The organism is Microbacterium sp. RU1D, assembly GCF_900156435.1.
Lineage (GTDB): Bacteria > Actinomycetota > Actinomycetes > Actinomycetales > Microbacteriaceae > Microbacterium.
Genome location: NZ_FTPQ01000001.1, coordinates 410,525 through 431,356 on the forward strand (window position 1 = coordinate 410,525; position 20,832 = coordinate 431,356).

Below are 20,832 nucleotides of genomic sequence, written 5' to 3' on the forward strand. Positions count from 1 at the left end.
GTGTCCTTTGCTCGGGAGCCAGCATTGCACCGGCGTCGCCGCAACGGAATGCGGGAGGGAAGGGTCAGTACGCGAGAGACCGGTCGACGGCCTCGAGGATGCGGTCGGCGTCGGGCAGGTAGGTGCCTTCGAGCTTCGCAGGCGGGAAGGGCACGTCGAAGCCCGACACCCGCAGCACGGGCGCCTCGAGCGCGAAGAACGCCTTCTCCATGACGGTCGCGGCGATCTCGGAACCGAGCGAGGTGAAGCCCGGCGCCTCCTGCGCGTAGACCATACGGCCGGTGCGGCGGACGGAATCCAGCAGCGGGCCATAGTCGACCGGTGACAGGGAGCGCAGGTCGATGACCTCGCAACTCGTGCCCTCACTCTCGGCGAGGGCAGCCGCCTGCAGCAGCGTCGTGACCATCGCGCCGTGGCCGACGAGGGTCACGTCGGTGCCCCGGCGGACGACCCTGCTCGCGTGCAGCGGCAGAGCGGGGGCGTCGAGGTCGACCTCCCCCTTCTGCCAGTACTTCGCCTTGGGCTCGAGGAACACGACCGGATCGGGCGAATCGATCGCCTGCTGGATCATCCAGTAAGCGTCATTCGCGTTCGACGGGCTGACCACGCGCAGACCCGCGGTGTGCGTGAAGTACGCCTCGGGGCTCTCCTGGTGGTGCTCCACCGCGCCGATGTGCCCGCCGTAGGGGATGCGGATGACGACGGGCATGCGCACCGCGCCCTCGTGGCGGTTGGTGATCTTCGCCAGCTGCGAGGTGATCTGGTCGAAGGCGGGGAAGACGAAACCGTCGAACTGGATCTCGAGCACCGGGCGGAACCCGCCCATGGCAAGTCCGATCGCGGTGCCCACGATGCCCGACTCCGCGAGCGGCGAGTCGATCACGCGCCGCGGCCCGAAGTCCTTCTGCAGCCCCTCGGTCACGCGGAAGACGCCGCCGAGCGGGCCGATGTCCTCGCCCATGAGCAGGACGCGGTCGTTCGTCTCGAGGGCGCGGCGCAGGCCCGCGTTCAGCGCGCGGCTGATGGGCAGGTTCTCGGTCACTGCGCGCCCCCTTCCATCGAGGCCTCGTAGTCGTCGAGCCAGCGCTGCTCCTCGGCGACCAGCGCGTGCGCCTCGGAGTAGACGCTGTCGAACATGTGCGCGCGCGGGATCGTGCCGAGCTCGTTCGTGCGCACGCGCACGTCGTCGGCGAGGGCCCGGCCCTCGGCATCCGCGTCGTCGAAGAACTGCTGCGAGGCGCCGCGGCCCTCGAGGAACGCGCGCATGCGGGCGATCGGGTCGCGCCCGGCCCACGCTTTCTCCTCGTCGGACGTGCGGTACTTCGTGGGGTCGTCGCTGGTGGTGTGCGCACCCATGCGGTAGGTCATCGCCTCGATCGCGCGCGGGCCGCCACCGGCACGCGCCTCGTCGAGCGCTGTCTTCGACACGGCGTAGCTGGCGAGCACGTCGTTGCCGTCGACCTGGAGGCTCGGGATGCCGTAGCCCTCGCCGCGCTTGTACAGCGGCGAGCGCGACTGCGTGGCGACGGGAACCGAGATGGCCCACTGGTTGTTCTGCAGGAAGAAGACCTCGGGCGTCTGGAAGCTCGCGGCGAAGACCATCGCCTCGTGCACGTCGCCCTGGCTGGATGCGCCGTCGCCGTAGTAGACGACGACGGCTTCGTCGCGCTCGGGGTCGCCCGTTCCGCTCTTGCCGTCGAACACGAGTCCCATCGCGAGCCCGGTCGCGTGCAGCGTCTGCGCGCCCAGGACGAGCGTGTAGATGTGCGTGTTGCCGTTCTTCGGGTCGGTCGGATCCCACCCGCCGTGCGTGAGCCCGCGCATGAGCCGGATGATGTCGAGCGGGTCGACGCCGCGGATGCGGGTGACCACGTGCTCGCGGTACGAGGGGAAGATGTGGTCCTGGGCGCGGGCGGCACGGGCCGAGCCGACCTGGGCGGCCTCCTGCCCGAAGGACGGCGGCCACAGGGCCAGCTGGCCCTGGCGCTGCAGGTTGGTGGCCTGCACGTCGAACGCGCGGATCGAGACCATGTCGCGGTAGAAGGTCTCGAGTTCTGCGTCGGTGAGGGCGTCGATGAGCGGCAGGTAGCGCTCGGCCGCGGGCGTGGGCGCCAGCGTGCCGTCGGCTGCCAGAACGCGCACGAGAGCGGGGTCGTCGAGCGGGGTCATGCACCCACGCTAACGCGCGGCCCATGCGCGAGACCGCATGAGGTGCACAACGGATGCCGGGAACCGGGGTTGATATGCGACAAAACGCCTCACTCGTCGACGGGGACGTACCGCACCGCGACAACCCGCGCCGGCTCGGCGCCGAGCGCGTGCAGTCCGAGGGTGCGCCCGGTGAACCCGCCGGCGACCTCCGTGGAGAGGTAGCGTCCGTCCTTCTGCGCGCGACTTCGTTCGCCGGCGACGTCGACCACGGCGAACCGGAGGTCGTCGGGGCCGTCGGTGGTGGCATCCACCGCTTCGACGACGAGCGTCACGGTATCGCCGTCGGCGCGGCCGACGGCGTCGGAGACGGTGAGGGGGCCGATCTGCGCAGCCACCGTCAGGGAGCCTGCGTCAAGGCGGACCTCGTACCAGTGGCGCTCGTCGAGGCGCACCCGCAGAGCCACCGGCCCCGCCGTCGCGTCGACCTCGACCTCGAACCGCCAGCGCAGGTCGCGCGCGCGCACCGAGAGCGACGTGGGCGCCCCGTTCGCGGCATCCAAGCGTCGGAGGAGCAGTCCCCCTCGCGGTGCGCGCTCGGTGAAGGTGGCGAGCGCGGCGCCCGGCGAGACCCAGCGGGGGTGCAGCGGGCCCGGGAAGTCGTCGTGGAAGGCGGTGTCGACCGCGCCCGGCAGCGGCTCATCGGTGTGCACGACGGGCCAGCCGTCGACCCACTCCACGCGGGCGAGGAAGGTCTCGCGGCCGTTGACGTGGAACGACGGGCTGACGCCCCGCGGACGCACGCCGAGGTACACCATCGCCCACGTGCCGTCGGGCCGCTCGACGAGGTCGGCGTGGCCGGTGTTCTGCACGGGGGACGAGGTGCTGCGCCGGCTGAGGATCGGGTTGGCGGGCCCCGACTCGAAGGGCCCGTCGATCGCGCGCGAGCGGGCGATCGAGACCGTGTGGCCGCGCTCGGTTCCCCCCTCGGCGATCAGGAGGTACCACCAGCCGTCGCGGCGGAAGAGGTGCGGCCCCTCGGGATGGGCGAGTCCGGTGCCCTCCCACAGGATGCGAGGAGGCTCGAGCACCCCGCCGCGCGCGAGGTCGACGCGCGCCTGCGCGATGACCGGCAGGGCGCCGCCGTCGGGACGCAGGGCGGGATCGAGTCCGCAGTACGTCAGCACGCACGTGCCGTCTTCGTCGTCCCATGCGAGGTCGGGGTCGATGCCGCCGAGGCCGGCCAGCACGATCGGGTCGGACCACGGTCCGGCCGGGTCGGTCGCCGTCACGACGAATTGCTCGCCCGGAGCGTCGACGTTCGTGGCCACCAGGAAGAACGTGCCGTCGCGGTGGCGCAGCGTCGGGGCGTAGATCCCGCGGCTCGCAGCCGACGCCCCGGCCGCGAACTGGCTGTCCCGTTCGAGCGCGTTGCCGAGCTGCGTCCAGGCGCGCAGGTCGCGACTGTGCCAGATCGGGATGCCGGGGGCGTACTCGAACGAGGAGTTCGCGAGGTAGTAGTCCTCACCCACCCGGCACACGGACGGATCGGGGAAGAAGCCCGGGATGACGGGGGTCGTGGCGACGTCGCTCCCGCCGCCACGCGCCACGGTCACGCCCGGGCGGTCGGGGAGGTGGCCGCCGCGACCTCGATGATGCGATCGAGCGACTCCTCCTCGCCGATCGAGACGCGGATGCCGTCGCCGAGGAACGGGCGCACGATGAGCCCGGCCTCCTCGAAGGCAGCCGCGACCTCGGTCGTGCGCTCGCCGGCCGCGAACCACACGAAGTTGCCCTGGGCGTCGGGAACGTCCCACCCGGTCTCACGCAGGCGCTCGACGAGACGGTCGCGCCGTTCGGCGATGACGGCGACGCGGTGAAGCAACTCGCTCTCGGCATCCAGGCTCGCGAGCGCGGCAGCCTCGCCCGCGGCCGTGACCGACAGGGGGATCGCGGTGCTGCGCGCGGCATCGAGAACCCCGGTGTGGCCGACGGCGTAGCCGACCCGGAGGCCCGCGAGGCCATACGCCTTGCTGAACGTGCGGAGGACGACGACGTTCGGTCGGGCCAGGACGGCGCGCACGCGACCACCCTCGACCGACGACGTGTCGGTGACGAATTCGGCGTACGCCTCGTCGAGCACGATGAGCACGTCGCGCGGCACGCGGTCGACGAACGCCGCGAACTCGTCGTACCCGACCGTGGGCCCGGTGGGGTTGTTGGGGCTGCAGACGATGACGAGGCGCGTGCGCTCGGTGACGGCGGCGGCCATCGCGGGCAGGTCGTGGCGGAAGTCGGCGGTCAGCGGCACCTGCACGCTCGTGGCGCCCGCGACCGCGACGAGCGACGGGTAGGCCTCGAACGAGCGCCACGCGTAGACGACCTCGTCGCCCGGGCCCGAGGTGGCCAGCAACAGCTGGGCGAGGATCGAGACGCTGCCGGCGGCGACGTGCACCTCGTCGGGCGAGACGCCGTAACGCGCGGCGAGGCGCTCGCGGAGCCGTGCGGCCGTGGCATCCGGATAGCGGTTGAACGCGCCCGCGGCCCGGACCGCGTCGAGGACGCCCGGGAGCGGTTCGAAGGGGTTCTCGTTGCTCGACAGCTTGAAGGCGTCGGGGCTCGCCTGCTTGCCCTGCCGGTACGCGGGCAACGCGGCGATCTCGGGACGGATACGAGGCAGGACCGGGTCTTCGCTCACATCGCGAGCCTAACCGCGCGACGTCTCCGCGCGTCAGACCCCGCTCCTCCCCAGGTGGACGGATGTCTGCCGCGGGAAGACTTCGCGTGCCACGATGAGGACATGCGCTTCGTCGTCCGCGTCGCCGTCAACGCCTTCGCCATCTGGATCGTCACCCTGCTGCCCGCGCTGCAAGTGCGTCTCGTCCCCTTCGCCCCCGGCGAATGGCTCCAGGTGCTGCTCACCCTGCTGCTGGTCGGCCTCATCTTCGCCATCGTGAACAGCGTGATCGGCACGATCGTGAAGATCGTCGCGATCCCGCTCTACATCCTCACCCTCGGCCTCATCTCCCTGATCATCAACGGATTCCTGCTGTGGCTGACGGCCGTCATCACCAGCGGGTGGGACTGGGGCCTGCGCACCGGCGAGTTCTGGCTGACGGTGGTCGCCGCCCTGCTCATCGGCATCATCAACGCCGTGCTCGGCGGCATCCTGCGTCCCCGGCGCGACGATCGCGCGCGACGGTGACGATCTCAGCGCACACCCGCTGATGCGCTGCGAGCGCTTCCCCGCCATGATGGAGGGATGACCGCGAGTGCCGACGCGCCCTTCCGCGTCGTGTTCGTCTGCAGCGGCAACATCTGCCGGTCGCCGATGGCCGACGTGGTCTTCCGGCGCATCGCCGAGACGTCGGGACTCGGTGCGCACGTGTCGTCCACGTCGGCGGGCACGGGTGATTGGCACGTCGGCGAGCGCGCCGACCACCGCACGATCGCCGCGCTCGACCGCCTCGGGTACGACGGATCCGCGCATCGCGCGCGGCAGTTCCAGTTCGCCGACTTCGACCGCAACGATCTCGTCGTCGCCCTCGACCGCAGCCACGAACGCGTGCTGCGCGGATGGGCGCGTACCGACGACGACGCCGACAAGATCGCCCTGCTGCAGTCGTTCCTTCCCGACGCCGAAACCCTCGACGTGCCCGACCCCTACTACGCGGGCCCGCCGATGTTCGACGAGGTGCTCGGTATGATCGAACGCGCCAGCCGCGCCCTGTTCCGGCAGCTCGAGCCCGCCATCCGTTCCGCGGGCTGACCCTTTCGCGCGACCCCCGGGAGACCCGTGTCCGCTCTGCCTCCGCAGCCCCTCAGCCCGCTCGACGGCCGCTACTTCGGCGCCGTGTCCGAACTCGGCGACTACCTGTCGGAGGCGGGCCTGAACCGGGCCCGCGTCGAGGTCGAGGTGGAGTGGCTGCTCGCCCTGACCGACCGGTCGCTCTTCGGCACCTCGCCGGTGTCGGACGACGACCGCGCGAAGCTCCGCGCGCTGTACGAGGAGTTCGGTGCCGACGAGATCGCCTGGCTCGCCGAAAAGGAGGCCGTGACGCGCCACGACGTCAAGGCCGTCGAGTACCTCGTGCGCGACCGCCTCGACGCCCTCGGGCTCACCGCCCTCGCCGAGCTCACGCACTTCGCGTGCACCAGCGAGGACATCAACTCCACCGCCTACGCCCTCACCGTGCAGCGCGCCGTCGAGCGCGTGTGGCTGCCGAAGCTCCGCTCCGTCACAGCCGCCCTCGCCGAGCTCGCGGTGAAGCACCGCGACGCGGCGATGCTCTCGCGCACGCACGGCCAGCCCGCCACGCCCACCACCATGGGCAAGGAGATCGGCGTGTTCGCCTGGCGCCTGGAGCGCGTCATCCGTCAGCTGGATGCCGGGGAGTACCTCGCGAAGTTCTCGGGTGCCACCGGAACGTGGTCGGCGCACGTGGCCGCCGAGCCCGACGTCGACTGGCCGGAGCTGACGCGCGCCTTCATCGAGTCGCTCGGGCTCGGCTTCAACGCGGTCACGACGCAGATCGAATCGCACGACTGGCAGGTGGAGCTCTACGACCGCGCGCGGCACGCGGGTGGCATCCTGCACAACCTCGCCACCGACATCTGGACGTACATCTCGCTCGGGTACTTCACCCAGATCCCCGTCGCGGGTGCGACCGGCTCGTCGACGATGCCGCACAAGATCAACCCGATCCGGTTCGAGAACGCCGAGGCCAACCTCGAGATCGCCGGTGGGCTGTTCGGCACCCTGGCATCCACGCTGGTCACGAGCCGCATGCAGCGCGATCTCACCGACTCCACGACCCAGCGCAACATCGGCGTCGCCTTCGGCCACTCGCTGCTCGCGCTCGACAACCTGCAGCGCGGTCTCACCGAGATCTCGCTCGCGGAGGACGTGCTGCTCGCCGATCTCGATACGAACTGGGAAGTGCTCGCCGAGGCGATCCAGACCGTCGTGCGCGCCGAGATCGCCGCGGGCCGCTCGCAGATCACCGACCCCTACGCCCTGCTGAAGGACCTCACGCGCGGACGCCGCGTCGGCGGCCCCGAGCTGGCCGAATTCGTGCGCGGCCTCGACATCGGCGACGCCGCGAAGGAGCGCCTGCTCGCACTCACCCCCGCGGCGTACGCGGGCCTGGCCTCGCGGGTGGTCGACTCGCTGTAGCCCTCCGCCGTCGTGCCCGGGTGGCGCCCGGGGCGACCGGGCGCCGCTGCGGCGCCGCCAGATCCCGGGGGTCGAGTGTCCGAAACACCCGGATGTTTTCTCGAGGCGTCCGGGTGTATCGGACACTCGACACGGGGAAGTGGGGCGACGCAGGGCGGGGCGGGCGCGCGCGGCGGAGCGCAAGCGGCCTGGGGCACGAGGGCGACCGCGCGGGCGGGACAATGGGTGACATGCGCGCGATGATCATGGACGCCCTGGCCGAGCCCCTCGAGGTGCGCGAGGTCGCCCCGCCGACGGCTCCGGCCGGGGGCGTGGTGGTCGAGGTGCACGCGACGGGCCTGTGTAAGAGCGACTGGCACGCCTGGGTCGGTCACGACGACGTCGCCCTGCCGCACGTCCCCGGTCACGAGCTGGCCGGCGTGATCGTGGAGGTGGGCGACGGCGTGCAGCGCTGGAACGTCGGCGACCGAGTCACCGTGCCGTTCGTGATGGGCTGCGGCGCGTGCGAGTGGTGCCTCGGCGGGAACGCGCAGGTGTGCCCCGACCAGCAGCAGCCGGGCTTCACGCAGTGGGGCAGCTTCGCCGAACGCGTCGTGCTGCGCGCCGCCGACACGAACGTCGTGCGCATCCCCGACGGCGTCTCGTTCGAGGCCGCGGCAGCCTTGGGATGCCGCTTCGCCACGGCCTACCGCGCGCTGACCGGCCGCGCGCGGGTGCAGGCCGGCGAATGGATCACGGTCGTCGGCGCGGGCGGGGTGGGCCTGAGCGCCGTGATGATCGGCGTCGCTCTCGGCGCACGCGTGATCGTGGTCGACCGCACGCCCGCCGCGCTTGACGCCGCCCGTCGGCTCGGCGCGGAGCACACCCTCGTCGCCGGCGAGACCGACGTCGCCGCCGCGGTGCACGAGATCACCGGCGGCGGCAGTCACGTCTCGGTCGACGCGGTCGGCAGCGCCCGGACCGCGCGCGACGCGGTGCTCAGCCTCCGCCGCCGGGGCCGGCACGTGCAGATCGGCCTGCTTCCCACCGAGGACGGCATGACCGCCATGCCGATGGCGCGCGTGATCGCGTGGGAACTCGACCTGCTCGGCAGTCACGGCATGGCCGCGGTCGACTACCCCGAGATGCTCTCCCTGATCGACAGCGGTGCCCTGCGCCCCCAGGAGCTCATCGAACGCGTGATCGGTCTCGGCGAGGCCGCCGCGCTGCTCCCCCGGATGGATGCCGCCTCCCCGGCCGGCATGACGATGATCGACCCGCGTCGCGCCTGAGCGCGGCGCGCGAGGTCAGGCGCGCGGAGCGTCGCCGTCGTCGTCGGAACGCGGGGGAACCGCACCCTCCGACCGCGTGGCGCTGCCGGGCGCGGAGCCCTCGGCCCGCGGGGCCGGACGCTCGGCGGAGGCGTCGGGGGTGGTGGCATCCGGAGCGTCCTTGGGCAGGAGGAGCGGACGGTCCACCGTCGTCGTGACCTTCGAGGGGTCGACGGCGAGGAGCATGAGCGCGACGCTCACGAGCACGATGATGAACGTCGCCCCGGCCGCCACGAGGGCGACGATGAGGGCCCGCTGGATCTGGTCGGCGGGACGCGTCTGGAAGAACCCCATCGACATGAGCGTCACGAAACCGGCGAACAGGGCGGCGATGAACGCCAGGCCGAGCAGCTGGACGGGCTTCATGAGGTCTTTACGGGTGGTGGGCTTGTCGGTCATGACGCGGCCTCCTCGGAGGGTACGGCCGGAACGGGCTCGGTGCGGCGGGGCGAGAAGCCCGCGATCGCGAGGAACACGGCGACGACCGCCGCGTATCCACCGAAGAGGCCCACGGCGATGGTGATCCCGGTCAGGGTGAAGGACCCCGCACCGGTGATGCTGTAGTCGAGCGCGTACTGCATCGGAGTGAGCAGCAGAACCGCTCCGAGGACGATGCCCAGGATGCCGATCAGCACGCCGTCACGCACGCCGACCGTGCGGCCCGCCTTGCGGTCTCGCAGCGCGCCGACGAGCTCGATGACGCCCGACACGATCGCCCACGTGATGACCACGCCGAAGAACATGCCGGTGGTGCGCCACGCCCCGACGCTCGCGACGAGACCCGCCGCCAACGACACGGCCGCGAGCGTGACGGGGACGGCGCGCTGCCCCGCCGGGAAGACCAGCCACGCCGACAGCGCGAGCGTGAGGCCGGTCGCGAGGGCGAAGCCGCTGAAGACGCTCAGACCGAGCACGGCGGAGTGGTCCGACGAGAACGTGATCATCGCGGCCGCGACGGCGGCGAAGAGGGCGCGCGCGAGCTGCAGATGGCGCAGGTCGAAGGCGCGTTCAGCAGGAGGAGTGGTCACGAAGGGTTCCCGACGGGCGAATGACGTTGGCATCCAGTCTATTCCTCGGGGGCTGAGCGGCCTCCGTGTGCGCCGACGTCGAGATATCGGGGGCGCCACGGCCCGGAGGAATCGTCCGCGCGGACGACGCGCATACCTCCCGGGGCGGACGACGCGGCGAGCGCCCGCCGCTGGGATGGAGGCATGACTTCTTCTGCTGTGCTCACCGCCCGCGGGCTCGTCAAGAGCTACGGAGACCTCCGGGCCCTCGATGACGTCTCGCTGACCATCCGCGCCGGCGAGTCGGTCGCGGTGATGGGACCGTCGGGGTCGGGCAAGACCACGCTGCTGCACTGCCTCGCGGCGGTCATCGCGCCCGATTCCGGCTCCATCGTGCTGTCAGCCCCCGGCGCCGTTGCGCAGGAGCTGGTCGGGCTCTCCGAGAGCGAACGCGCCCGTGTGCGTCGCGAGACCCTGGGCTTCGTGTTCCAGCAGCACCTGCTGCTGCCCGAGCTGACCGCCGTCGAGAACGCGGCCCTGCCCCTGCTGCTGACGGGCTCGAAACGACAGGATGCCGAGCGGCACGCGGCCGTGTGGCTGGCGGCGCTCGGGCTGGCCGGGCTCGAGGAGCGCCGGATCGGGCAGCTGTCGGGCGGCCAGGCGCAGCGCGTGGCGATCGCCCGCGCCCAGGTGACGGGAGCGCCGGTCGTCTTCGCCGACGAACCCACCGGGGCGCTCGACTCGGCGACCTCGGCCGAGGTGCTCGACGCCCTGCTGCACGCCACCACGGGTCAGGGGCGCACGCTCGTCGTCGTCACGCACGACGCCGACGTCGCCCGCCGATGCTCGCGCACCGTGCGGGTGAGCGACGGGCGCGTGGTCAGCGACACCGCCGCGGTCGATTCCGTCGGGGGCGGGCGATGAGCGTCGTCCTCCCCCTCGCCCGGCAGCTCACGCGACCCGCGCGACAGGGCCGCGCCGCCGTCGCGCTGCCGATCGTCGCGTTCGCCGTCACGACCGCGCTGCTGCTCCTCGTCGTCGGCGGGGCGCGGATGTTCCTCGTCGACCCGCGCGCGGCGGACGGCAACGGCCTGTACGGCGTGTTCGCGATGCTCGCTCTGCTGCTGCTCACGATCCCGCTCATCACGCTCGGAGCCGCGGCCGCCCGCCTCACGAGCCGACGACGCAACGACCGCCTCGCCACCCTGCGATTGCTCGGTGCAAGCACGCGCGAGCTGTGGGCGCTGACGGTTCTCGAGGCGACGGCCGTGGCCGCCGTCGGCGCCGTCGCCGGGGTGCCGATCTACGCCGCACTGCTGCCGCTCGTGGGACTCCTTCCGTTCTTCGGAGCTCCCGTCGGTGTCGGGGCCGTGGCCATCGACCCGCTGCTCGGCGTGGGCGTCCTCGTCGGCGTCATCGCGATCGGCGCGGTGAGCGCGGCCGCGAGCCTGCGTCGCGTCGCCGTGACCCCGCTCGGAGTACGGACCCGCAGCGCCGCTCCCCCGTCACGCCGGGCTGCCCTGGTGGTCGGCGGGGTGCTGATCGTGGCCGTGGTGCTGGTCGTGGCGAATTTCTCGGTCGTCGCCCAGCTGGTCGGCCCCGCCGTGGGGATTGCTCTGCTGCTCGGCGTCTTCGCCGGTGCGCTCGCCCTTCTCAACCTCATCGGAGCGCCGATCGTCGCCGCACGGGGTCGGGCTCTGGTGCGCCGCGCGCGCACGGCGTCCGAGCTCATCGCGGGCCGCGAGCTCGCGGCGCACGCCGGACCCGCGTGGCGGCGCGTGTCGGGCATGGCCATCGTGGCGTTCATCGCGGTGGTGGCCGGGTGCGGGCTGTCGATCGTCGATGCGGCAGGCGATGCCGGTACCGCGTTCGTGATGAGCGACATCCGCACCGGTGTGCTCGTGACGCTCGGCATCGCGTTCCTCCTGCTCGCCTGCGCGGTGGGCGTGACGCAGGCGGCGTCGGTGCTCGAAGAGCGCGAGCTGCTCATCGGCCTCGACCGTCTCGGCATCCCGGATGCCGAACTGCGGCGCGCGCGTCGCCTCACGGTCATGGTCCCCTTGCGGTGGGCCGCCGGAGGGGGCGCCGTGCTGGGGCTCGTGATGGCGTTCCCGATCGTGGGCATCAGCCTGGTCGTCGCCCCGCTTTCGGTGCTCACCGTCGTCGCGACCTTCGCCGGCGGCTTCGCGCTGGTGCGCGCGGCGCTGGCCTCGACGCGGCCGATCGTCGACGGCATCCGCCGCGAGACGGCCTGAGCCCTGGACCCCCGTCCGCCGCGGGCGCGGCCGGGCGGGGCCGCGGACCGGGAGGGTTATTGGGGGCTCCTCCCGGCCCGCGGGTCTCATCGAACGCCGACGCCCCTACGGCGTTCGGCGCGGGTCGGGGGTGCCTCGCCCTGCTCGGGCGCCTCGGCGGTACGGGTGGCGGCCTCGGCATCCGTCACCTTCGGCCGGCGGGGCCACCAGAACCGGTCGCCGGCGATGAACGCCATCGCGGGGACGATCACCGTGCGCACGAGCAGCGTGTCGATCAGCACGCCGATGCACACGATGATGCCGATCTGCGTGAGTGTGATCAGCGGCAGCACGCCGAGTACCGCGAAGACCGCGGCGAGCAGGATGCCGGCACTCGTGATGACCGCGCCGGTGGCGGCGAGCGCGCGGATCATGCCCTGTGTGGTGCCCAGGGTGCGGCTCTCCTCCTGCGCGCGGGTGACGAGGAAGATGCTGTAGTCCACGCCGAGGGCCACGAGGAACAGGAAGCTGAACAGCAGCACGTTCGTGTCGATCGCGGGGAAGCCGAACAGCGGCGTCTGGAACAGCCACCACGCGGCGCCCACGGCCGAGAAGAAGCTCGCGACCACGGCCAGCAGCAGCAGAGCCGGCGCCAGCAGCGACCGCAGCAGGATCACCAGGACGATGAAGACGAGCACGAGGATGAGCGGGATGATCAGCGCCTGATCGCGCTCCTGCGCACCGGCGACGTCGAGCGCCTGGGCGTCGAGTCCGCCGACGAGCGCCTCCCCGGAGCCCACGGCGTCGAGATCGGCCCGCAGACGTTCGATCGTCGCGAAGGCCTCGGCCGTCTCGGCCGCCGACGACAGCGTGACGTCGACGCGGGCCCAGTCGCCGTTCTCCTCCGCCAGGCGTACGGAGTCGACCCCCTCGATCCCGCCCGCGGCCTCGACGACCGCGTCGGCGTCGGCCACCGGGACGACCACGGTCGCGGGAGAGGTGGCCCCGGCCGAGAAGGCCTCGGCCAGCACCTCCTGCCCCGTCACGGCGTCGGGCTTCTGCAGGAAGCGGTCGTTCTGCGACAGGCCGGTCTGCACGAAGAAGAGACCGCTCGCGAGGGCGCCGAGCACCACTGCGCCGGTCAGCGCGACCACGACCGGGCGCCGCGAGACCCCGCGGCCGAGCTTTCCCCACGGGCTGCGGGCGATGGCATCCGGGGATCCGAAGCGCGGGATGTAGGGCCAGAACAGCCAGCGCCCGAACAGCACGAGGGCGGCCGGCAGCACGATGAGCGCGAACGCCATCGCCACGACGACGCCCACCGCGCAGGCGAGACCGAGCGCGCGGTTGCCCGACAGCTCGCCGAGCAGCAGCGTCGCGAGGGCCAAGGCCACGGTCGAGCCGCTCGCGATGATGGCGGGCCCGGCTCCCCGCACGGCGCGGCGCATGGCCTCGCGACGGTCTTCGGCGAGGCGCAGTTCGTCGCGATAGCGCGCGATGAGCAGCAGGGCGTAGTTGGTGCCGGCACCGAACACGAGCACCGACAGGATGCCGGTGATCGACGCATCGAGCTGCACCCCCACCGCCGCCGCGACCCGGCGCGCGACGATCCCCGCCGACGCGTCGGCGGTGCCGATGACGATGAGCGGCACGAGCCAGAGCCAGGGGCTCCGGTAGGTGATGAGCAGCAGCACGGCGACGACGATGACGGTGGTCAGCAGGAGGGTGAAGTCCGCGCCGTCGAACACCGCGGCGATGTCGACCTCGAAGCCCTCGGGGCCGGTGAGGTAGGTGCGCACCCCGTTGAGGTCGTCGGCGGCGAGGGTGCGGATCTCGTCGGCGCGCTCCGCCTGGGCCGCGACGTCTTCCTCGGGGGCGAGGGGCACGATCAGCAGGGCGACGGTGCCGTCTTCCGACACCTGCGGCGGCGGGATGAAGCCCTCGGGAGTGAGATCGACGAGATCGCCGAAGGCCTTCTGCTGGATCGCGGCCACCGTCTCGGCGGGGAGCGCCGCGCCGTCGTCGGATGCGAAGACCACGAGCGCCGAGGTGGTGTCGGCGTCGGGGAACGTGTCGAGCACCTTCTGCACCTTCACGGACTCGGCCGTGTCAGGCAGCCCGGTGGCGGGCGCGGTCTCGCTCGTGGCCCCCGAGCCGAGCGCGAACAGCGCCGCGACGCCGGCGAAGGCGACGACGAGCACGATCCACGACGTGCGGGCCGAGGTGAGGAAACGCAGGAATCCGGTCATGGGGAGCCTTCGCTAGATTTTGGAGTATCTCGATAATCGAGATACGAGAAAGGTAGCCCAATCTCGCGTAGAGTGCCAGTCATGGAAGAGCCGAACCCTTCCTCCCCACCCCCCGTCGTCGGCGGCGTCGCCGTGCCGCCCACGCGGCGGCCGACCGTGCTCGTGCGCGACCTCTTCACCGCCGGGTCGGTGTTCGAGAAGGCGCTGCAGCGCGAACTCGCCGTCAACCCCACCGGCCTGGATGCCATGGGCCACCTCGTCATGTCGGGCCCCCTGTCGCCGGGCGAGCTCTCGCGACGCCTCGACCTCACGACGGCCGCCACGACCGCCGCGATTGACCGCCTCGTCGACCTCGGCCACGTCACGCGCACCCCGCACCCCACCGACCGCCGCAGTGTGCTCGTGGTGCCGACCGATACGTCGATGGCCCGCGCGATGGGCCACCTCATGCCGATGATCGCGAGCGTCGACGCCGTGCTCGATGACTTCAGCGACGAGGAGCAGGCCGTCATCACCCGCTACCTCGAGCGCGTGATCGCCTCCTACGGCGTCCCCGACGACGACGAGCCGCGCTCGATGGCCGTCCCCCGCTCGACGCACTGACCCGGGGCCGCGCGCCTCTCGCGGGCGCCGCGCGCCAGCGCGGCCGTCGGATCCCGCGCGGCGGCCGGACGCCGCGCGTGCCCCCGCTGCGCGTGTGCCCGCCCCGTCGACGACGGGCGCGGCATCCCATCGAGTGTCCAAGACACCCGGACGAATATTCGTGGCGTCCGGGTTTCTCGGACACTCGATGCGCCCGCGAACCCGCCCGCGCGGCGGCTCGACGCCCAGCGCGGCCGGGGCGCCGGGCCGCGCCTGCTACCGTGCGGGAGTGCTTCCGGATGCCACTCCCCCACGCCGTATCCGCGTCTCGGCCGCGGTCATCACCGACGCTGACGGCCGTCTGCTCGTCGTGCGGAAGGCCGGGACCACGGCATTCATGCAGCCCGGCGGCAAGCCCGAACCGGGCGAGACCGCGGCGCAGACCCTGGCGCGCGAGCTCGCCGAGGAGATCGGCGTCGATGTCGCCCCCGACGCCCTCGAGCCGCTCGGCGAGTTCACCGCATCCGCGGCCAACGAGCCCGGCTTCGAGGTGGTCGCCGACGTGTTCCGCGTCGACATCGGCGCACAGCAGCCGACCCCGGATGCCGAGATCGCCGAGCTCCGTTGGGTCACCGCCGAGACGGCATCCGGGATCGAGATCGCCCCGCTCGCGCGCGAGTACTTCCTGCCCGCCTGACGCGTCCACCCGGCACGCCCACCCGTCGAGTGTCCACAACACGCCGCGGGGCGAGGTCGCGCCCCGGCGTGCCCTGGACACTCAACAGACCGGCGCAACCCCGCCGCTCGCCGCCCCCGTGGGCGTTGAGCGTCCACAACACGCCGCACGGCACGGTCGCCACCCGGCGTGCCCTGGACACTCAACAGGCCGATACCACCCCGCCGCTCGCCGCACCGGCGTCGGGCGGGCGGGCGGGCGGGGCGTCAGCGCCGGCTCACCACGAGCTCTTGCGGTAGTCCTTCAGGAAGATGCCGAACAGGTCCTCGCCGGCCTCGCCACGCACGATCGGGTCGTAGACGCGGGCGGCGCCGTCGACGAGGTCGAGCGGGGCGTGGAAGCCCTCCTCGGCCAGGCGCACCTTGGTGAAGTGCGGGCGCTCGTCGGTGATCCAGCCCGTGTCGACCGCGGTCATCAGGATGCCGTCGGCCTCGAACATCTCGCGGGCGCTCGTGCGGGTGAGCATGTTCAGCGCCGCCTTCGCCATGTTCGTGTGCGGGTGCCCGGGGCCCTTGTATCCGCGGCCGAACACGCCCTCCATCGCGGAAACGTTGACGATGTACTTCCGCTTCGCCGTGGAGGCCGCCATCGCGGGGCGCAGGCGACTGACCAGCAGGAACGGCGCGGTCATGTTGGCCAGCTGCACCTCGAGCATCTCGAGCGGCTCGACCTGGTCGACGTGCTGCGTCCAGCTGTTGACGCGGTCTTCGTCGGGGATGAGGCCGCCCGCGTCGATCGCAGTCCCGGTCATCAGCCGCTCGAGCGACGACGAGCCCGCCGCCATCGCCTCGGCGGTCAGCTCGTCGGCCGTGCGGGCGGCGGAGGCGAGGATCGGGTGCGACGACACCGACTGCGCGAGTGCGAGCGGGTGGGCGTCGTTGGTGTGGCCGAAGGTGACGAGCTCGGGCAGCGGGCCGTCGGGGAGCGGTGCCAGTTCGGCATCCACCAGGGGTTTGTAGGCCCCCGGCGAGCGCCGCACGGTCTGAGCGGCGTTGTTGATGAGGATGTCGAGCGGCCCATTGGATGCCACGGAATCGGCGAGCCCGATCACCTGCGCCGGGTCGCGCAGGTCGATGCCCACCACCTTGAGGCGGTGCAGCCAGTCGGCGCTGTCGGGCAGCGACGAGAAGCGGCGCACCGCGTCACGTGGGAAGCGCGTGGTGATCGTCGTGTGCGCGCCGTCGCGCAGCAGCCGCAGCGCGATGTACATGCCGATCTTGGCGCGGCCGCCGGTGAGCAGGGCGCGCTTACCGGTGAGGTCGGTGCGGGCGTCGCGCTTCTCGTGGCTCATCGACGCGCAGTCGGGGCAGAGCTGGTGGTAGAACGCGTCGACGAGGGTGTAGTCCTCTTTGCAGATGTAGCAGGCGCGCGCCTTGATGAGCTCGCCCGCGAACGGCATGGCCGTGCGGGCCTGCAGCGGGATGCCACGGGTCTCGTCGTCGATGCGATCGGGGGCGCCGGTGGCGGTGGCGGCGACGACCGCGCGGTCGGCGTCGGCGATGCGCTGGCGCTTCTGCTTGCGCGACTGCCGCTTGACGTCCTTGTAGAGCTTGCCGGTCTGGCGGCGCAGGGCGATGTAGGCGGGGTCGTCGTGGTCGAGCGAGGAGGCGGCGTCGATGACGCGCAGCGCGATCTCGAGCTCGTCCGGGTCGATCGCGGTCGACCGCGCGGCGTCGCGGTCGGGGTTCAGCAGTGTTTCGGGCACGGGGCAGTGTATCGGGGCCTTGCTGAACGACCGGTGGGCCGGGCGTGTCGCGGGGGTGGGCGAGGGCCCGGGGCGTCGCGAAAACGGACGGCGGGTCCGCGGAGCCACGGGAACAGGCGATCGTGCGAGAACAGGACGGATCCGGGGCGATCGGTTCTGTGCCGGCGCGATCCCCACCGGCGGGCGCACCCCGAGCCGGAACAACCGGCACGGTCCCTGACCCGCTACTGCTTCCCGCCATCCACCCACCGCGTGTGCGCCTTCAGCGCGTGCAGCACGGCGAGGCGCACCACGACGTACAGGGCCGCTCCGATGACCGCGAGGCCGAGACCCCATACGAGCAGAAGGATGAGGCCGTGCGCACCGTACATCCGGCGAGCCTAGCGAGCGGCCCCCACCCCGGCCATCGCCGCTGCGCGTTCCGTCCGCGCCCGGGCCTGCCGCAGCAGCCACCGCTGCGCGGGCACCTCGACCAGCTTGTGCATCACGAACGCGAGGGCGAGGGCGATGCCGAACGCGGCGAGCGCGAGCAGCACCGCACGACGCCACGGCAGCTGGGGGTGCCCGTCGGGCCACGCCGACGACACCGACGCGATGACCAGCAGGTGCACGAGGTAGAAGGCGAACGACACGCGCCCGAGTTCCTGCCAGAGCGGCCGCGCGAGGAAGGTCGACGCCCGATGCGCGTCGGCGGAGGCGAGCGACGCGACGAGCAGCGCGAACGCGCCGACGGTCACGGCGAGACCGGGGTGGATGTCGGTGCCGGGCAGGGTCGGCGCTTCCGACAGCGCGTAGCCGACGACCGCGAGCGGGAGCACGAGGCGCACGCGCGGCGGCATCCAGGCCCCGCGCTTCACGAGCAGCGCGAGCGTGACGCCCACGACGAACTCCGGCAGTCGCAGCAGCGGAGTGGATGCCGCCGACAGCGGCACCGGCGAGAGGGCAGCGATCTGCGGGGCCAGGGCGACCAGCGCGAGGGCGGCGCCGACGACGATCGTCTGCGACCGGGCCGACAGGCGCACGAGCGGGCGGATGAGGAACGGGAAGCTCAGGTAGAAGAACGCCTCGCACACCAGCGACCAGCTGGCCGGATTGCCCGCCTGCCACCAGTCGGGCACCCAGCCGTTGACGAGCAGGACGTTCGCCGCGAGCGGGGCGGCGCCGTCGGTGCGGATCTCGGGCACGAGGGTCGCGGCGGCCACCAGCGCGAGGCCCACGCCGACGAGGTGCAGGGGGTAGATGCGGGCGAAGCGGTGCCACCAGAACGAGCCCGCGCTCTGCTGCGGCTTGTAGCCCCACGCCAGCACGAAGCCCGACAGGATGAAGAAGAGCGTGACGCCGGTCTTCCCCGCCTCGAACACGAACGCCCACACGTCGCCGGCGGTGCCGCCGAAGTACTCGACCGCCATGAGGTGGTGGCCGAAGATGAGCATCGCGGTCGCCCAGCGGAGCCCCGTCAACGAGGGCAGGTGACGCGCGGCGATCGGGGCAGCGGATGCCACCGGCCGGGCCTCGACGCGGGGTGCCGCCATCGTGGTCATGTCGTCCCCTCTCGTCTCGTCGTTCGTCCGGCACGCGATTAAAGCGCTCGTCGACGACGCCATCGGGGTCGACCTGAGCACGTGGAGTCGCGCAGACCGGGTGAGACGGTACTGGACCGGGTTGAGGAGGAACCTGGGAGGGGTGGGGGCTTGACGGGGCCGCCCGCGCCGGGTTTCCGCGGAATCACGCGGCAGAGGCGGCGGATTCCTGTCGCTCGGGGCGTTCCTCGTGCACCTGTTCTCGAGTGCGGTCGAGGTGCGCCGCGGCTGACCCGGCGTCAGTCCTCGTCGGGAAGCGCCCTCTGGGCCACCACGCGGCGCGCCTCCACCACCGCCTCGGCGAACTCGGTGTCGGGGTCGTCCATGACGATCGCCGTCGCCCGCGCGTGCGCGCTGACCACGTCGTACGGCGAGGCCGCCGCCCGCTCGACGGCTGCCTCGGCGCGGTATCCGATCGCCGCGAACGCCCGGCTCAGGCTCCGCTGGGTGTCGTGGTCGCCGCGGCCGAACTGGGTCGCGAGCTCATCGGCGAGGGCTTCATGCGCGTCGTCGGGAACGAGCCCGGATGCCGTGCGCCACGCCGCCCGCGCCACCTCCGGATGCCGATCGCGCAGCACCGCCGGGGTGATCACGGCGAACGCGGCGGGATCGCCGATCTTCGACAGCGTGTGCAGCGCCTGGCTCCGCGCCTGCGGGACCTCGGACGCCACCTCCGGCAGCAGCTCCGCAACCGCCCGCGCCGCGTCGTGCCGCGTCAGCGCCCACGTGAGCATGTCGCGCACGAAGAAGTCGGGGTCGACCGCGCACCGCGCGACGAGCTCGGCGATGTAGCTGTCGTCGGGCCGCGTCCCCGCGGCGAGCGCGGCCTGCAGCCGCGCGGAGGCGTCGGGGTGCGCGAGCGCCGCGCGCAGGCGGGAGGCGGGGGTGTCGGTCATGGTGGTTCCAGGGTTTCACGCGGGGCGGTGGCGAGGGTCGTTGTGACGGACGCCCCTCACACCGCGACCGGCCGCCGCGCCCCGCGCCGCCCCGCGAACACCGCCGCCGCCGCGCACACCCCCGCCCCGACCGCGAAGGCCGCCCACCCGCCGACCCCCGTGACGAGCAGACCGAGCACCGCCGCGCCCACGCCCTGCCCGAGCACGAGCGTCACGAAGAGCAAGGCCGTCCCCGCGGCCACGCGCTCGGCATCCAGGTCGGTGGTCCACGCGATGAGCGCCCCCGTGGCCGCGGTGTACGCCCAGCCGAAGACGGCGGCCACGACTACGGCCCCGACGATCCCGGATGCCGTGAGCGGTAGCGCCACGGTCGCCCCGGCCGCGAGCACCACCGTGATCGCCCACGCGCGCCGGGGCCCCCACGTCGCGAGAAGCCGCGCCGTCAAGGCGACGGACGCGCCTCCCGCGCCGAGCCCGATCCAGGCCACGACCGACAGCGTTTCATCGAGCCCCGCGTCGACGAGCTGGGTCCGCCCGAACGTCCACACCGCGGCCGACCCCGCCCCGAACAGCAGGGCGGCGGTGAGGGGCCGCACGTGTCGCGCGAACCACGACCGCGGGGGAAGCGGCATCCGGTCGCCCGCCGTCGAGATTCCCCGCGACAGCGCGACGACGGCCACACCCGCGAGCGCGCTGCACACGGCAGCGATCGCCCACGCCACGCGCCACTCGGGCAGCAGGACGAGGGCGAGCGCCCCCGCGAGCACGAGGCCCGGCCCGGTGCCCGAGTTCGCGATGGTCTGCGCGCGCGCATCGCCCCGCGTGGCGGGGTGACTCTTCAGGACCGCGACGACCGCGGGCGAGGCCAGGCCCGCGCCCGCCGAGCCGAGGACCGCCGCCGCCGCGAAGACCACGACGTCAGGGGCCATCGCCATGCCCGCGGCACCCAGAGCCGCGGAGGCGCTGGCGGCGATGACCGCCGCGCGGGGTGCCCGTGCCGCCGCAACGAACCCGACGAGCGCCGCGACGACGTACAGCCCGGAGCCTCCCGACGAGATCGCTCCCCCCAGCGCGTCGTCGAAGCCGAGGTCGCGCTGCGCATCGGGCAGCACGAGCCCGAATGCCAGGCGTACGAGGCCGTAGGTCGCGGCGATGAGGGCCAGGGCCGCGCCCGTGACCCGCACGGACGAAAACGATCGTTTCACTTTT

At 72.6% G+C, this 20,832-nt stretch carries 20 protein-coding genes; 8 read left to right on the forward strand and 12 right to left on the reverse strand.

Annotated elements, in window-relative coordinates; genetic code table 11:
* Positions 1-64: 64 nt before the first annotated feature.
* The 4 genes from B0B15_RS01865 to B0B15_RS01880 form a co-directional block, all read right to left on the reverse strand.
* Complete coding sequence (locus tag B0B15_RS01865) at positions 65-1,042, reverse strand: alpha-ketoacid dehydrogenase subunit beta (RefSeq protein ID WP_076673027.1); 978 nt, start codon at positions 1,040-1,042, stop codon at positions 65-67.
* Positions 1,039-2,169 (reverse strand): thiamine pyrophosphate-dependent enzyme, encoded by a 1,131-nt coding sequence (locus B0B15_RS01870; RefSeq protein WP_076673028.1) that lies wholly within the window; start codon positions 2,167-2,169, stop codon positions 1,039-1,041. The genes B0B15_RS01865 and B0B15_RS01870 overlap by 4 nt, the downstream gene beginning before the upstream one ends.
* A gap of 89 nt (positions 2,170-2,258) precedes the next feature.
* Positions 2,259-3,764, reverse strand: coding sequence for a glycoside hydrolase family 43 protein (locus B0B15_RS01875; RefSeq protein ID WP_091366288.1), 1,506 nt, complete (start codon positions 3,762-3,764; stop codon positions 2,259-2,261).
* Complete coding sequence (locus B0B15_RS01880; protein WP_076673029.1) at positions 3,761-4,846, reverse strand: histidinol-phosphate transaminase; 1,086 nt, start codon at positions 4,844-4,846, stop codon at positions 3,761-3,763. The genes B0B15_RS01875 and B0B15_RS01880 overlap by 4 nt, the downstream gene beginning before the upstream one ends.
* A 102-nt stretch (positions 4,847-4,948) precedes the next feature.
* Here B0B15_RS01880 and B0B15_RS01885 point away from each other — a divergent pair, with 102 nt between their 5' ends.
* The 4 genes from B0B15_RS01885 to B0B15_RS01900 all read left to right on the forward strand — a co-directional run bounded on the left by B0B15_RS01885 (position 4,949) and on the right by B0B15_RS01900 (position 8,595).
* Positions 4,949-5,353 carry a phage holin family protein gene (locus tag B0B15_RS01885; RefSeq protein ID WP_076673030.1) on the forward strand — a complete coding sequence of 135 codons (405 nt, stop codon included), beginning with the start codon at positions 4,949-4,951 and terminating at the stop codon, positions 5,351-5,353.
* A gap of 57 nt (positions 5,354-5,410) precedes the next feature.
* Complete coding sequence (locus B0B15_RS01890; RefSeq protein WP_076673031.1) at positions 5,411-5,917, forward strand: low molecular weight protein-tyrosine-phosphatase; 507 nt, start codon at positions 5,411-5,413, stop codon at positions 5,915-5,917.
* A gap of 27 nt (positions 5,918-5,944) precedes the next feature.
* Complete coding sequence (gene purB / locus B0B15_RS01895) at positions 5,945-7,324, forward strand: adenylosuccinate lyase (protein WP_076673032.1); 1,380 nt, start codon at positions 5,945-5,947, stop codon at positions 7,322-7,324.
* A gap of 230 nt (positions 7,325-7,554) precedes the next feature.
* On the forward strand, positions 7,555-8,595 hold the full coding sequence (locus tag B0B15_RS01900; RefSeq protein ID WP_076675080.1) for a zinc-dependent alcohol dehydrogenase family protein: 1,041 nt from the start codon (positions 7,555-7,557) through the stop codon (positions 8,593-8,595).
* Between the two features lie 15 nt (positions 8,596-8,610).
* On the opposite strand, the gene B0B15_RS01905 is transcribed toward B0B15_RS01900, so the two are convergent.
* Together B0B15_RS01905 and B0B15_RS01910 are read right to left on the reverse strand one after the other, a co-directional pair.
* The gene (locus B0B15_RS01905) at positions 8,611-9,033 is read right to left on the reverse strand and encodes an amino acid transporter (RefSeq protein WP_256334137.1); all 423 of its coding nucleotides are present in this window, start codon (positions 9,031-9,033) and stop codon (positions 8,611-8,613) included.
* Positions 9,030-9,662: an acyl-CoA synthetase gene (locus B0B15_RS01910; protein WP_256334138.1), complete on the reverse strand. Its 633-nt coding sequence runs from the start codon at positions 9,660-9,662 to the stop codon at positions 9,030-9,032. Before B0B15_RS01910 ends, B0B15_RS01905 begins: the two co-directional genes overlap by 4 nt.
* 183 nt (positions 9,663-9,845) lie before the next feature.
* Between B0B15_RS01910 and B0B15_RS01915 the strand changes: the two genes are divergently transcribed.
* Both B0B15_RS01915 and B0B15_RS01920 read left to right on the forward strand, forming a co-directional pair.
* Complete coding sequence (locus tag B0B15_RS01915) at positions 9,846-10,565, forward strand: ABC transporter ATP-binding protein (protein ID WP_076673034.1); 720 nt, start codon at positions 9,846-9,848, stop codon at positions 10,563-10,565.
* Positions 10,562-11,896, forward strand: a complete 1,335-nt coding sequence (locus B0B15_RS01920; protein WP_076673035.1) for an FtsX-like permease family protein — start codon at positions 10,562-10,564, stop codon at positions 11,894-11,896. Before B0B15_RS01915 ends, B0B15_RS01920 begins: the two co-directional genes overlap by 4 nt.
* Before the next feature lie 86 nt (positions 11,897-11,982).
* Here B0B15_RS01920 and B0B15_RS01925 read toward each other — a convergent pair whose 3' ends face one another.
* Positions 11,983-14,124: an MMPL family transporter gene (locus tag B0B15_RS01925; RefSeq protein WP_076673036.1), complete on the reverse strand. Its 2,142-nt coding sequence runs from the start codon at positions 14,122-14,124 to the stop codon at positions 11,983-11,985.
* Positions 14,125-14,205: 81 nt separating this feature from the next.
* Here B0B15_RS01925 and B0B15_RS01930 point away from each other — a divergent pair, with 81 nt between their 5' ends.
* A complete protein-coding gene (locus tag B0B15_RS01930; protein ID WP_083708806.1) occupies positions 14,206-14,727 on the forward strand; it encodes a MarR family winged helix-turn-helix transcriptional regulator in 522 nt (173 codons plus the stop codon).
* 268 nt (positions 14,728-14,995) lie between these two features.
* Positions 14,996-15,403, forward strand: a complete 408-nt coding sequence (locus B0B15_RS01935) for an NUDIX hydrolase (protein WP_076673037.1) — start codon at positions 14,996-14,998, stop codon at positions 15,401-15,403.
* A 256-nt stretch (positions 15,404-15,659) separates the two neighbouring features.
* Here the strand turns inward: B0B15_RS01935 and B0B15_RS01940 are convergent, their stop codons facing one another.
* From B0B15_RS01940 to B0B15_RS01955, 5 genes are all read right to left on the reverse strand, one after another.
* Positions 15,660-17,147 carry an SDR family oxidoreductase gene (locus B0B15_RS01940; protein ID WP_076673038.1) on the reverse strand — a complete coding sequence of 496 codons (1,488 nt, stop codon included), beginning with the start codon at positions 17,145-17,147 and terminating at the stop codon, positions 15,660-15,662.
* Between the two features lie 224 nt (positions 17,148-17,371).
* Positions 17,372-17,518: a hypothetical protein gene (locus tag B0B15_RS16390; RefSeq protein ID WP_176776541.1), complete on the reverse strand. Its 147-nt coding sequence runs from the start codon at positions 17,516-17,518 to the stop codon at positions 17,372-17,374.
* Positions 17,519-17,527: 9 nt separating this feature from the next.
* Positions 17,528-18,688: an acyltransferase family protein gene (locus tag B0B15_RS01945; RefSeq protein ID WP_176776542.1), complete on the reverse strand. Its 1,161-nt coding sequence runs from the start codon at positions 18,686-18,688 to the stop codon at positions 17,528-17,530.
* A 278-nt stretch (positions 18,689-18,966) separates the two neighbouring features.
* Positions 18,967-19,623, reverse strand: coding sequence for a HEAT repeat domain-containing protein (locus tag B0B15_RS01950; RefSeq protein WP_076673039.1), 657 nt, complete (start codon positions 19,621-19,623; stop codon positions 18,967-18,969).
* Between the two features lie 56 nt (positions 19,624-19,679).
* Positions 19,680-20,828: an MFS transporter gene (locus tag B0B15_RS01955; protein WP_076673040.1), complete on the reverse strand. Its 1,149-nt coding sequence runs from the start codon at positions 20,826-20,828 to the stop codon at positions 19,680-19,682.
* Between the last annotated feature and the right edge of the window lie 4 nt (positions 20,829-20,832).

Coding starts and splice junctions, on each gene's coding strand:
- B0B15_RS01870 (WP_076673028.1), bottom strand. CDS start 2,169: ATGACCCCGCTCGACGACCCCGCTCTCGTGCGCGTTCTGGCAGCCGAC.
- B0B15_RS01885 (WP_076673030.1), top strand. CDS start 4,949: ATGCGCTTCGTCGTCCGCGTCGCCGTCAACGCCTTCGCCATCTGGATC.
- B0B15_RS01890 (WP_076673031.1), top strand. CDS start 5,411: ATGACCGCGAGTGCCGACGCGCCCTTCCGCGTCGTGTTCGTCTGCAGC.
- B0B15_RS01900 (WP_076675080.1), top strand. CDS start 7,555: ATGCGCGCGATGATCATGGACGCCCTGGCCGAGCCCCTCGAGGTGCGC.
- B0B15_RS01905 (WP_256334137.1), bottom strand. CDS start 9,033: ATGACCGACAAGCCCACCACCCGTAAAGACCTCATGAAGCCCGTCCAG.
- B0B15_RS01915 (WP_076673034.1), top strand. CDS start 9,846: ATGACTTCTTCTGCTGTGCTCACCGCCCGCGGGCTCGTCAAGAGCTAC.
- B0B15_RS01920 (WP_076673035.1), top strand. CDS start 10,562: ATGAGCGTCGTCCTCCCCCTCGCCCGGCAGCTCACGCGACCCGCGCGA.
- B0B15_RS01925 (WP_076673036.1), bottom strand. CDS start 14,124: ATGACCGGATTCCTGCGTTTCCTCACCTCGGCCCGCACGTCGTGGATC.
- B0B15_RS01930 (WP_083708806.1), top strand. CDS start 14,206: ATGGAAGAGCCGAACCCTTCCTCCCCACCCCCCGTCGTCGGCGGCGTC.
- B0B15_RS16390 (WP_176776541.1), bottom strand. CDS start 17,518: ATGTACGGTGCGCACGGCCTCATCCTTCTGCTCGTATGGGGTCTCGGC.
- B0B15_RS01945 (WP_176776542.1), bottom strand. CDS start 18,688: ATGACCACGATGGCGGCACCCCGCGTCGAGGCCCGGCCGGTGGCATCC.
- B0B15_RS01950 (WP_076673039.1), bottom strand. CDS start 19,623: ATGACCGACACCCCCGCCTCCCGCCTGCGCGCGGCGCTCGCGCACCCC.